This window comes from Agromyces sp. NPDC029043, from assembly GCF_055564615.1.
The window spans coordinates 37664-49923 of the sequence record NZ_JBVHVX010000007.1 but is presented as its reverse complement, the minus strand read 5'-3'; the positions used below and the strand labels follow the sequence as shown (position 1 = coordinate 49923).

The window sequence follows — 12260 nt, the reverse complement described above, 5'->3', positions numbered from 1 at the left end:
CCGATTCAGGCGACGAAGCGGATGCCTGCGGCGACGAGCGCCGCCACCGCCACGACCACGATGAACGGCGTGCGCACCGCGTAGAGCGCGGCGGCGACGATCACCGCGGGCACACGCGCGTCGACCACGAGCGACTGGCCCGCGCCGAGCGTCTGCACGGCGATGAGGGCGGCGAGCAATGCGACGGTGAGCAGGTCGGCGATGCGTGCGGGGCGCTCCCGCTCGAGGAATCCCGCGGGCACGAGGTGACCCGCGAGCTTGAGCGCGAGCGTCGCGGCGCTCGCGAGCAGGATCACGTGCCAGATCGTCATCGTCCCTCCCGCCGGCGGAACAGGTCGAACCAGCCGATGACCACCGCGACGACCGCGGCGACGAGCACGGGAACGCCGGGCGTGAGCAGCGGCGTGGCGATCGTGGCGACGACGGCCGCGATGACCGCAGTGGCGCCGGCCTGCGACTTCTTCAAGCGCGACCAGAGCAGCCCGAGGAAGGCGGCCGCGGCGGCCGCGTCGAGACCGTACGCGCGGGTGTCGCCGAGCGCGTCGCCGATGAGCGCACCGGCGAGCGTGGTGAGGTTCCATCCGACGAAGATGGCGATGCCGGTGACCCAGAAGCCCACCCTGGCGGCCCGCTCGGTGGACTGCGCCAGCGCGACCGCCGTCGACTCGTCGATCGTGAGCCACGCGGCCGCGATGCGGTGCCCGAGGCCGTGCTCGCCCACGACCGGGCGCATCCGCATGCCGTAGACGACGTTGCGCACGCCGAGGAGCGCAGCGGCGGCGATCGCCGAGCCGCCGGCCGCGACGCCGCCGGCGCCGAGCACGCCGACCAGGGCGAACTGCGATCCGCCGGTGAACATGACGAGGCTGAGGAAGCACGTCTGCCAGACGTCGAGGCCCGACGCGACCGACAGCGCCCCGAACGAGATGCCGTACGCGGCCGTGGCGAGCCCGACCGCGAGCCCGTCACGGCGGGCGGCGCGGACCTCGGCGGCCTTCGGCGGCATGGGAGCCTCCGGCGGATCGGCGGACTCGCGCGGCACGCGGTCCTCGGACAGGGCGGCCTCCTCGGACGTCGAGCGTGCGGTGGGAACGGAAGAACCCCGGCCTCGTGGAAGCCGGGGTTCGAAGCTCCCCCACTTGGACTCGAACCAAGAACCTATCGGTTAACAGCCGATTGCTCTGCCAATTGAGCTATGGAGGATCGCGTATCGCGCAGAGACACTCTAGCAAAGCGCGAGCCGGACTCCCAATCCGAGCCGCGCTCAGCTCCGCGCCTGGCGGAGCTCGCCGTCAGTATCCCGCCTCGAGGTCGACGAGGCCCTCGAACCGCCCGCCGCCGAGGAACGCGGCCGCATTCGCCGCGACGCGCTCGGCGAACAGCGGCACCGTCATCGCGTCGGTGTCGGCCACGTGCGGCGTGACGATGCAGTTCGGGGCACGCCAGAGCGGATGCCCCGGCGGCAGCGGCTCCGGGTCGGTGACGTCGAGGCCCGCCCCGCCCAGACGGCCCGCCTCGAGCGCCTCGACGAGGGCCGTCGTGTCGACGAGTGCACCGCGCGCGACGTTCACGAGGATCGCGCCGGCGGGCAGCGCGCCGAGTTCGCGGCGGCCGATGAGCCCGCGGGTCGCGTCGGTGAGCGCCGCGACGACGAACACCACCTCGGCCGTCGCGAGGGCCTCGGCGAGGCGATGGGTCGGCAGCGTCCGCGCGGCGCCCGGCACTGCGGCATCCGACCGCCGGACGATCGTCGCCCGCACATCGAAGGGTGCGAGCAGCCGCAACAGTTCGACGGCGATGCCGCCCGCGCCGACGATCACGACGTCGGCGCCGTAGAGGGTGCGCCCGCGTTCGTCGGCCCGCCACTCCCCCGCGCCGACGCGTGCCGGCAGTTCGCGGAGCGCAGCGAGCGCGAGCATGAGCGCGTGCTCGGCGACGGGCTGCGCGTACGCGCCCTTGGCGCTCGTCCAGACGCGCCCGTCGCCGCGATGGCGCTCGAGCAGGCCGGCGAACGCGTCGACCCCGGCCCACGGCAGCTGCACCCACGATATCGACGGATGCGCGGCGAGCAGCGACTCGAGCTCCTCCTCGCCCTCCGAGCTCGTCCAGACGAGTCCGCGGGTGTCGGGCGACAGCGGCGCGACGCGGCCGCCGGCACGTGCGACGGCGTCGGCGAATCGCGGCTCGGTGTCGGGCACGATCGCGATCGGACCGGGTTCGGGGCGGTGGGCCGGGCCCGCGACATCCGCTCGCTCGCCCGCACCGTCGCCGGTCGGCGCGCCGGCCACCGCGCGATGGCGCGACGGGGCGCGGTCGGTCACGCCGGCGGCTCCGGCATCAGGTCGTCGGTCACCGCGTGCCCCGCGTCGAGCGCGCCCGCGAGGGCTTGCACGTAGGGGTGCGACGGGTCGTGGAAGACCTCGTCCATCGTGCCGATCGCGACGAGCTCGCCCCGGTCGAGCACCGCGAGGCGGTCGGCCACGCGGCGCAGCACCGGCAGGTCGTGCGTGATGATGATCGCCGAGAACGTGTGGCCGTCGCGCAGCTCGCCGATCAGCTGCGCGACCGCGTCGCGGACGGTCAGGTCGATCCCGGCGGTGGGCTCGTCGGCGATGAGGAGCTTCGGGCCGAGCACGAGCGCCCGAGCGAGGGCGACGCGCTGGCGCTGGCCGCCGCTCAGCTCGTACGGGTATTTCTCGAGCATGCCGAGCGGGAGCCGGACCGCGTCGACCATCGTCGCCACGCGGGTCGCGAGCGCCTTGCTGTTGTAGCGGTGGTCGCGCTCGAGGATGGGCTCGCCGATGATCTCGGTCACCGTGCGATCGGGCGGCAGGGTCGCGGCCGCGTCCTGCGCCAGGTAGCCGACGTGGAAGCGCAGCTCGTTCAGCCGGCGACGCGTCACGCCGCGCAGCGGCGTGCCCAGCACGAGCGCCTCACCGCCGGTGATGACGGGGCGCACGTCGCCGCCGGGACCGGCCGACTCGAACGCCACGCCCGAGAGCACCCGGGCGAGCGTCGACTTGCCGCTGCCGGCCGAGCCGAGCAGGCCGAGCACCTCGCCCGGCGCAACGCGCAGGCTGACGCCGTGCACGGCGACGTGGGCCGCGCTGGCGCCGTGCGCGGGGTACTCGACCGACAGGTCGCTCACGACGACCGGGTACCCGTGCGTCGCGCCGCGGGTCATCGAGCGCCCTCCCGGATGCGGCGAAGTTCCTCCCGCCGCTCGGCCTGGGCCACGGGGTCGGGCACGGGCAGCGACGCGAGCAGCCGCTGCGTGTACGGGTCCTTCGGTGCCCCGAGCACCTCGGCGCCGGTCCCCTCCTCGACGAGGCGTCCGTGGTAGAGCACCGCGATCCGGTCGGCGAGCAGGTCGACGACCGCGAGGTCGTGGCTGATGAACAGGCAGGCGAATCCGAAGTCGCGCTGCAGCTGCGCGAAGAGCTCGAGCACGCGCGCCTGCACCGACACGTCGAGCGCCGAGGTCGGCTCGTCGGCGATGAGCAGCTCGGGCTCGAGCGCGATCGCCCGCGCGAGGCTCGCGCGCTGCCGCTGCCCGCCGGAGAGCTCGTGCGGGTAGCGGTCGCCGTACGCGGCCGGGAGCTGCACCGCCTCGAGGAGCTCGTTCACGCGCGGTCGAGCATCGCGGGCGTCGACCGCACGCTCGTGGATGACGAGCGGCTCCGCGACGCACTCGGCGATGGTGAGCAGCGGGTTGAAGCTCGACGCCGGGTCCTGGAAGACGAAGCCGATCCGACTGCGCGACGGACGGAAGTCGCGTTCGCGGATGCCCAGCATCTCGTGACCGAGCACCTTGAGCGACCCGCCGGTGACCTTCGTGAGGCCGGCGATGGCGCGGCCGATCGTGGTCTTGCCCGACCCGCTCTCGCCCACCAGGCCGACCACCTCGCCGGGGCGGATCACGAGGTCGACACCCTGGACGGCGCGGAAGCCGGCGCGTCCGAAGCGTCCGGGGTACTCGATCTCGAGGCCCTTCGCCTCGACCACGGGCGGCTGCTCGACCCAGTCGGCGGGCCGCGCCGCCGCGCGCTCGGCGGCGCGCGCGACGCCGTGCCCCACGTACGGGACGGCGGCCAGCAGGGCCTTGGTGTAGTCGTGCTTCGGCGCGGCGAACAGCTCGGTCGCACTCGCCTCCTCGACCACGCGGCCCTGGTACATCACCGCGACGCGATCGGCGAGGTCGGCCACGACACCCATGTTGTGCGTGATGAGCACGATCGCGGTGCCGAACTCGTCGCGCACGCGGCGGAGCAGGTCGAGGATCTCGGCCTGCACCGTCACGTCGAGCGCCGTCGTCGGCTCATCGGCCACGATGAGGCCCGGCTCGAGCACGAGCGCCATGGCGATCACGATGCGCTGCTTCTGCCCACCCGAGAACTGGTGCGGGAAGTGGTCGACGCGATGCTCGGGGTCGGGGATGCCGACCTTGCCGAGGATCTCGATCGCCTTGGCGCGCGCCTCCTTCTTCGAGAGCCGGCCGTGCGCGAGCAGCCCCTCCATGATCTGCCACCCGACCGTGTAGACCGGGTTCAGCGCGGTCGACGGCTCCTGGAACACCATCGCGACGTCGGTGCCTCGGATGGCGCGCAGCCGCTCGCCCGAGAGCGCCACGACGTCGTTCTCCTCGCTGCCCGCGCGATTGGAGAGGACGACCGCGCCGTTCGTGGTCGCGGTCTCGGGCAGGAGCCCGAGGATCGTCTTCGCGGTGACGGTCTTGCCGCTGCCCGACTCGCCGACGATGGCGAGGACCTCGCCGCGCTCGACGGACAGGCTCACGTCGTCGACCGCCTTCACCGCGCCCGCGTCGGTCGCGAACGACACGCCGAGCCGCTCGATGCTGACCACCGTGCTCATCGCTTGACCTCGATCCCCTGCTCGCCGAACGTCTCCCCGTCCTCCAGGCCGGCCAGTCCTCCCGGTCCGGCGGTGAGGGTGCCGCCGGGGACAACGGAGGTCTGCGCGACCTCGCCCGCCGACTGCGCGACCCGTCGCCGGCCGCGCAGGCGCGGGTCGGCGAGGTCGTTGAGGCTCTCGCCCACGAGCGTGATGCCGAGCACCGTGAACACGATCGCGAGGCCGGGGAACATGGCCGTCCACCAGATGCCGCTCGTGACATCGGACTGGGCCTTGTTCAGGTCGTAGCCCCACTCGGCCGCCGCCGTCGGCTCGATGCCGAAGCCGAGGAAGCCGAGCCCGGCGAGCGTGAGGATCGCCTCGGACGAGTTCAACGTGATGATGAGCGGCAGCGTACGCGTGGCGTTGCGGAAGACGTGCTTGAACACGATCCGCGAGTTCGACGCCCCGAGCACCTTCGCCGACTCGACGAACGCCTCGGCCTTGATGCGCACCGTCTCGGCGCGGATCACGCGGAAGTACTGCGGGATGAACACCACCGTGATCGAACCGGCCGCCGCGAGCACGCCGCCCCACAGGTTCGACTGCCCCTGCGAGATCACGATCGAGAGCACGATCGCGAGCAGCAGCGAGGGGAAGGCGTAGATCGCGTCGCAGATCACGACGAGCACGCGGTCGAGCCATCCGCCGAAGTAGCCGGAGTACAGGCCGAGCGCGACGCCGATGAAGATCGACAGCAGCACCGCGACGATGATCACGAGGATCGCGGTCTGGGTGCCCCAGATCACGCGCGAGAGCACGTCGTAGCCGCCGACGGTCGTGCCGAACGGGTGCTCGGCCGAGGGCGGCTGCTGCGTGCCGAACGAGCCGGCGTCGTCGGCGCGCTGCGCGAAGCCGTACGGTGCGAGCAACGGCGCGAAGATCGCGCAGAGCACGAACACCAGCAGGATGAGCAGGCCCGCGACGAGCATGCCGCGCTGCAGGCCCACGCTCTGGCGCAGCTGGTGCACGACCGGGATGCGATCGCGCCAGCGGCGACGCGGGGCCGCGGCGGTGGTGACGGTTGCGGCGGTCATGTCAGTACCTCACCCTCGGGTCGATGAACGCCGCGATGATGTCGACGATGAAGTTCGTCACGGCGACGATCACCGCGAGCAGGACGACGATGCCCTGCACGGCGACGAAGTCGCGCGACTCGAGGAACTCGGCGAGGATGAAGCCCAGCCCGCGCCACTCGAACGTGGTCTCGGTGAGCACCGCGCCGGCGAGCAGCAGCGCGATCTGCAGGCCGATCACCGTGATGATCGGGATCAGCGCCGGCCGGTACGCGTGCTTGCGCAACAGCCGCGACTCCGCGACGCCGCGCGAACGGGCCGCGTCGACGTAGTCGGTCGCGAGGGTGCCGATCACGTTCGTCCGCACGAGCCGGAGGAAGATGCCAGCAGTCAGCAGGCCCAGGGCGATGGCGGGGAGCACCGCGTGCGAGAGCACGTCGATGAGCACCTGGGGGTTGCCGGTGAGGAGTGCGTCGATCGTGTAGAAGCCGGTCGCGTTGGGCAGCGACTCCATCTCGATCTCGGAGCGGACGCTGGCGCGGCCGGCGATGGGGAACCATCCGAGCCACACGCCGAACACGAGCTTGAGGAGCAGGCCGGCGAAGAAGATCGGCACGGCGTACCAGACGATCGCGAGGACGCGGAAGATCGCATCCTGGGCCTTCTCGCGGTGGTAGGCCGCGAGCAGTCCCAGCGGGATGCCGACGGCGAACGCGACGATGAGCGAGTAGAACACCAGCTCGAACGTCGCCGGCCCGTAGGTGAGCAGCACCTCGATCACGGGACGGTTCGTGGTCGCCGTCGACCCGAAGTCGCCCGTGGCGAGCTGGCCCAGGTACTCGAGGTACTGGACGATGAGCGGCCGGTCGTACCCCGCCGCGGCGCGGAGTTCGGCGAGCTGCTCCGGTCCGAGCCGGCCGCCCTGGGCGGCGGTGATGGGATCGCCCGTCGTGCGGGCCAGGAAGAAGACGACCGTGACGAGGATGAAGATCGTCGGGAAGATCAGCAGGAAGCGGATGAGGAGGTACCGGCCGAAGCCGCCTCCCTGGGATTTCGGCTTCGGGCGGCCGGCGGCCGGGCCCTCCGCCGTGGAGATGGTGTCAGCAGTGCTCATGGGTTCCTCAGGGCTACAGGGGAACGGGGGCGACCCGCGGTAGCAGATCGCCCCCGTCGTCGAGCTTCAACGACTCTAGCCCGTGCCTAGCCCTTCGAGAGCGCGGCGTAGCGGAACTTGAACGAGGCGTCGAGCGTCTCCTCGGCGCCCTCGACGTCGGCCCCGACCACCGCGATCTGCGCACCCTGCATGTACGGGATCGTGGACAGGTCGGCCGCGACCTTGTCCTGGATCTCGCCGATGAGCGCCTCGCGCTCGGCGGGGTCGGCCGTCACGGCCTGCTGCAGGATGAGGTCGTTGACCTCGGGGTTGTCGTAGTGGTTCGCGAGGAAGTTCTCCGTGAGGAAGAACGGCGTGAGGTAGTTGTCGGCGTCCGAGTAGTCCGGGAACCAGCCGAGCTGGTACGCCGGGTACAGGTCGGCGACGCGGTCCTCGGAGTACTGGACCCACTCGGTCGACTGGAGGTTGACCGTGAAGAGCCCGCTCGACTCGAGGTTGTCCTTGATGATGGCGTACTCGTCGGACGACGACGGGCCGTAGCGCTCGGCGACGTACTGGATGCTGATGTCCAGCGGCGTCGTGACGCCGGCGGCCTCGAGCACCTCGGTGGCCTTGTCGGGGTCGGGCGCGCCGTTGCCGTCGCCGTAGAGGCCCTTGAGCGCCTCGTTGGCGCCGGTCAGGCCCTCGGGAACGTACGAGTACAGCGGCGTGAAGGTGCCCTTGTACACGTCCTCGGAGATCGCGTCGCGGTCGATCAGGTGGGCGATCGCCTGGCGGACGGCGAGCGCCTTGGCCGGGTCGGCCTCGGCGGTCTCGGCGCCGAACGGCATCGTGTTGAAGTTGAACACGAGGTAGCGGATCTCGCCGCCGGGGCCGTCGATGACCTTGACGTTGTCGTTGCCGCGGAGGTCCTCGATGTCGGTCGCGCTGAGCGTGCGGTGCGCGACGTCGACGTTGCCCTCCTGGACGTCGAGCTTCAGGTTCGACGCGTCGGTGTAGTAGCTGACGTTCACCGTGTCGGTCTTCGCCTCGCCGAGGATGCCCTGGTAGTCGGGGTTCGCCTGGTAGGACACGAGTTCGTTGAAGCGGTAGTTGGTGATCGTGTACTGGCCGGCGAAGGCCTCGCCTTCGACGATCTCGTCGTCGGAGGTGAGCTCGTCGGGCGAGAAGACATCCTCGTCGATGATCGGACCGGCCGGGCTGGAGAGGATCTGCGGGAAGATCTGGTCGTTCGGCGACTTGAGCTTGAACACGACCGTGAGGTCGTCGGGCGTCTCGACGCTCTCGAGGTTGTAGAGCAGCGAGGACGGGCCGTTCGGGTCGGCGATCGCGAGCTGGCGGTCGAACGTGAACTTCACGTCGGACGAGGTGAGCTCGTTGCCGTTGGCGAAGGTCAGGCCCTCCTTGAGGGTGACCGTGTACTCCGAATCCGAGGTGAACTCGGCCGACTCCGCGATGTCGGGCTCGACGTCGGGGCTGCCGTACGGGGTGTTCATGAGGAACGGGTACACCTGGTTCATCACCGCGAACGAGCCGTTGTCGTACGAACCCGCCGGGTCGAGCGCCGTGATCTGCTCGGTCGTGCCGATCGTGAGCGTGCCGGCGTCGCCCGAGTCCTCGTCGTCGCCGCCGCCGGCGGCGCAGCCCGCGAGCACGAGTGCCGCGGCGGAGAAGCCCGCGGCGAGGGCGATGCCGCGCCGGCGGTGCATGGATGCGGATGCCATATCCGTCTACCTCTTCCTGTCGGGAGATCGCGCGCGGGGTCGCCGCATCGCGATCATGTATCCCTCAGGCGTAGCACACGCAGCCTCCCCCGTTCGGGGCTGCACCCCCGCGGAGTCGCGAATGTGACCGATCTGCAACGTTGCGCTCATCTGCGCACGAACGATCGAGGCGGGCGAGCGCCCGAGCAGCGATGCCGCGCGGCCTCAGTCGCCGCGCAGTTCCCGCCGCTCGCGTTCGAGGTCGACGAGGGCGCGCTGGATCGCGGTGAACGTGGTCCGGTCGGCGGGGTCGCTGCGCTGGAGCCGACCGAGCAGCTCCTGCTTCTGGCGCAACAGCTCGCGGTCGACGAGCCCGCCGACCACGCCCCGGACGTACGAGGCCAGCTCGGCGTCGCCGCGTTGCGGGACCGGCAGCACGGCGAGCTGCTGCACCACCGTCGCGAAGGACGGGGGCACCTCGGCGACCACGCGGTCGACGGTCAGCGTGGTGGTGGTCGTCGCGGCGCGGCCGGCCGCGCCGGCCGCCAACGCCGACGCGATGCCGTCGCGCACGACCGCGAGGGTGGCGTTGCCGAATCGGCAGTCGAGCCCCTGGCGCAGGAGGTGGTCGCCGACGGACTCGGGGTACTGGAGCATCGCCTGCAGGGCATCGCGTTCGAGCCGCGTGGCGGGGTCGTTCGGCAGCTGCACGATCGAGAACGGCCGATCGGATGTCGCGGCGGCGGCCTCGCGCGGATCCCCTGGTCGGGCGACCGCCCCGGCGTCGCGAGCCCCGGGCGGCATGCGGGGATCGGATCGCGTGCCGCGCCCCTCGCCCGCACGATCCCGCTGCCCGTCGGCGCCGCGATCGCGTCCGTCTGCGGGGCGCTCGCGCGGCCCGGCATCGCGCACCGCCCGGGTGACCTCGCCGAGCTCCATGCCGAGCATGCGCGCGAGCTCGCGCGTGTACCCGGGCCGCAGCGCGGGATCGCGCAGGTCGGCCACGATCGGCGCGGCGGCGCGCAACGCGGCCACGCGGCCCTCGACGGTCTCGAGGTCGAACCGCGACAGGGTGTGGCGGATCACGAACTCGAACATCGGCGTCTTGGCCTCGACGAGCGAGCGCACCGCCCCGTCGCCCCGGGCGAGGCGCAGGTCGCACGGGTCGAGCCCGTCGGGCGCGACGGCGACGAACGTCTGGGCCGCGAATCGCCGCTCCTCGGCGAACGCGCGCATCGCGGCCTTCTGCCCGGCCGCGTCGCCGTCGAACGTGAAGACGACCTCGCCCACGCCCGAGTCGTCGCCGAGCACGCGACGGAGCACCTTGATGTGGTCGACGCCGAACGACGTGCCGCACGTCGCGATCGCGGTGGTCACTCCGGCGAGGTGGCACGCCATGACATCGGTGTAGCCCTCGACGACCACGACGCGGTGGGTCCTCGCGATGTCGCGCTTGGCGATGTCGAGCCCATAGAGCACCTGCGCCTTGTGGTAGATCGCCGTCTCGGGGGTGTTCAGGTACTTCGGGCCGGGGTCGTCGTCGAGCAGCTTCCGCGCTCCGAACCCGACCGTCTGCCCGGTGACGTCGCGGATCGGCCAGATGAGCCGTCCGCGGAACCGGTCGTACACGCCGCGGTCGCCCTGGGAGACCAGCCCGCCCGCCGCCAGTTCCTCGGTCGTGAACCCGCGCGCCCTCAGGTGGTCGGTGAGCGCATCCCAGCTCTTCGGGGCGAAGCCGACGCCGAAGTGCGCCGCGGCCGCGGCGTCGAAGCCGCGCTCGCCGAGGAACCGGCGGCCGACCTCGGCCTCGGGCGACGTGAGCCGCTCGACGAAGAACTCCGCCGCCGCCTGGTTGGCCGCCAGCAGCCGTGCTCGGTTGCCGTGGTCGGCGGCCGGACCGCCGTCTTCGTAGTGCAGCTCGTACCCGAGGCGGCCCGCGAGGCGCTCGACGGCCTCGGTGAACGAGACGTGGTCGATGCGCTGCAGGAACGTGTAGGCGTCGCCGGATTCGCCGCAGCCGAAGCAGTGATAGAACCCGCGTTGCGGCGTGACGTGGAAGCTGGGGCTGCGCTCGTCGTGGAACGGGCAGAGCCCCTTGAGCGAACCCACCCCCGCGGACTTCAGCGAGACGTGCTCGCCGATGATGTCGGCGATGTTCGTGCGGGCCTTGACCTCCTCGACATCGCTCTGTCGAATGCGGCCCGCCATGGTTCCGATCCTATTCCCCGGATGCCGCGGCGCGGCCCGTCGCGCACGTCATCGTTGCGCCAGCCGTTCGTGCCAGGCGATGGCCGACTGGTCGGTGAGGCTGGCGACCTGGTCGACGACGACGCGCCTGCGCGTCGCGTCATCGGCCGCCGCCCGCCAGTCCTCCGCGAAGCCCGGGTCGAGGTGCGCCTCGCCGGTCTCCCAGAGGGTGTCGGCGAGCGAGGCGAGGACCTCTCGCTGCTGGCTGTAGATCGGCTGCCGGGTGTTCTTCGACATCACGAATGCCGCCACGATGCCCTTGAGGACGGCGATCTCGGCCTGGACGTCGCGGGGCACGACGACGTCGGCGTCGAACCGGATCAGGCTCGCGACGGGATGATGGGCACGGGTCGCCTCGGTCGCGGCGTGCGCGAACCGCCCGATGAGCTGGCTCGTGAGGTTCTTCAGTGCCGCCTGGTCGCCGCGGCTGCCGGTCCACGACGAGATCCAGACGTCGAGCGAGTCGAGCCGGTCGAACGCGGCGATGAGCTCGTCGTGGCCGATGGCGCCGCCGATCCACTCGTACATCGAGGTGACGAGCTCGTCGTGGTCGACGCGGCGACCGAGCGCGGCCACGTCGATGTACCCGCCGACGATCGCATCTTCGAAGTCGTGCACCGAGTAGGCGATGTCGTCGGAGAGGTCCATGACCTGCGCCTCGATGCAGAGCCGCCGCTCGGGAGCGCCGTGACGCATCCACGAGAACACGTCGAGGTCGTCGGCGTAGAAGCCGAACTTGTTGCGTCCGCTTGGGTCGCCGACACCGGCGGCCTCGGGCCACGGGTACTTGCAGCTCGCGTCGAGGCTCGCGCGCGTGAGGTTGAGCCCGAGCGGACGCCCCTCGGGCGAGAACACCTTCGGCTCGAGCCGCGTGAGGATCCGCAGCGTCTGCGCGTTGCCCTCGAAGCCGCCGATGTCGGCGGCCCACGCGTTCAGCGCCCGCTCGCCGTTGTGCCCGAACGGCGGGTGCCCGAGGTCGTGCGCGAGGCAGGCGGTGTCGACCACGTCGGGGTCGAGCCCGATGCTGCTCGCGAGCTCGCGGCCGACCTGCGCCACCTCGAGCGAGTGCGTGAGCCGATTGCGTGCGAAGTCGAGCCCCGCCGTCGGGCTGAGCACCTGCGTCTTCGCCGCGAGACGCCGGAGCGCGCTCGAGTGCACGAGGCGAGCGCGGTCCCGCGCGAAGTCGCTCCGGCGCCGGTTCTCGTGCTGCTCGGGCAGGAAGCGTTCGGCGTCGACCTCGTCGTAGCCGCCGAAGAGTCGGTCGCGCAC

At 71.6% G+C, this 12260-nt stretch carries 10 protein-coding genes and 1 tRNA gene; all 11 read right to left on the bottom strand.

Annotated elements, in window-relative coordinates; translation table 11 throughout:
* Positions 1-5: 5 nt before the first annotated feature.
* Positions 6-311, bottom strand: a complete 306-nt coding sequence (locus ACZ4TW_RS10775; RefSeq protein ID WP_465542716.1) for an AzlD domain-containing protein — start codon at positions 309-311, stop codon at positions 6-8.
* Positions 308-1006 (bottom strand): AzlC family ABC transporter permease, encoded by a 699-nt coding sequence (locus ACZ4TW_RS10770; RefSeq protein ID WP_465542715.1) that lies wholly within the window; start codon positions 1004-1006, stop codon positions 308-310. The genes ACZ4TW_RS10775 and ACZ4TW_RS10770 overlap by 4 nt, the downstream gene beginning before the upstream one ends.
* 124 nt (positions 1007-1130) lie before the next feature.
* Positions 1131-1203, bottom strand: a tRNA-Asn gene (locus ACZ4TW_RS10765).
* Positions 1204-1292: 89 nt separating this feature from the next.
* On the bottom strand, positions 1293-2321 hold the full coding sequence (locus ACZ4TW_RS10760; protein ID WP_465542714.1) for an NAD(P)-dependent oxidoreductase: 1029 nt from the start codon (positions 2319-2321) through the stop codon (positions 1293-1295).
* Positions 2318-3184, bottom strand: a complete 867-nt coding sequence (locus tag ACZ4TW_RS10755; RefSeq protein WP_465542713.1) for an ABC transporter ATP-binding protein — start codon at positions 3182-3184, stop codon at positions 2318-2320. The genes ACZ4TW_RS10760 and ACZ4TW_RS10755 overlap by 4 nt, the downstream gene beginning before the upstream one ends.
* Positions 3181-4872: an ABC transporter ATP-binding protein gene (locus ACZ4TW_RS10750; RefSeq protein ID WP_465542712.1), complete on the bottom strand. Its 1692-nt coding sequence runs from the start codon at positions 4870-4872 to the stop codon at positions 3181-3183. Before ACZ4TW_RS10750 ends, ACZ4TW_RS10755 begins: the two co-directional genes overlap by 4 nt.
* A complete protein-coding gene (locus ACZ4TW_RS10745; RefSeq protein WP_465542711.1) occupies positions 4869-5948 on the bottom strand; it encodes an ABC transporter permease in 1080 nt (359 codons plus the stop codon). The genes ACZ4TW_RS10750 and ACZ4TW_RS10745 overlap by 4 nt, the downstream gene beginning before the upstream one ends.
* Position 5949: 1 nt before the next feature.
* A complete protein-coding gene (locus ACZ4TW_RS10740) occupies positions 5950-7041 on the bottom strand; it encodes an ABC transporter permease (protein WP_465542710.1) in 1092 nt (363 codons plus the stop codon).
* A gap of 86 nt (positions 7042-7127) precedes the next feature.
* On the bottom strand, positions 7128-8765 hold the full coding sequence (locus ACZ4TW_RS10735) for an ABC transporter substrate-binding protein (RefSeq protein WP_465542709.1): 1638 nt from the start codon (positions 8763-8765) through the stop codon (positions 7128-7130).
* 204 nt (positions 8766-8969) lie between these two features.
* Positions 8970-10952: a DNA primase gene (gene dnaG, locus ACZ4TW_RS10730; protein ID WP_465542708.1), complete on the bottom strand. Its 1983-nt coding sequence runs from the start codon at positions 10950-10952 to the stop codon at positions 8970-8972.
* A 48-nt stretch (positions 10953-11000) separates the two neighbouring features.
* Entirely contained in the window at positions 11001-12260 is a 1260-nt protein-coding gene (locus ACZ4TW_RS10725) for a deoxyguanosinetriphosphate triphosphohydrolase (protein WP_465542707.1), read from the bottom strand.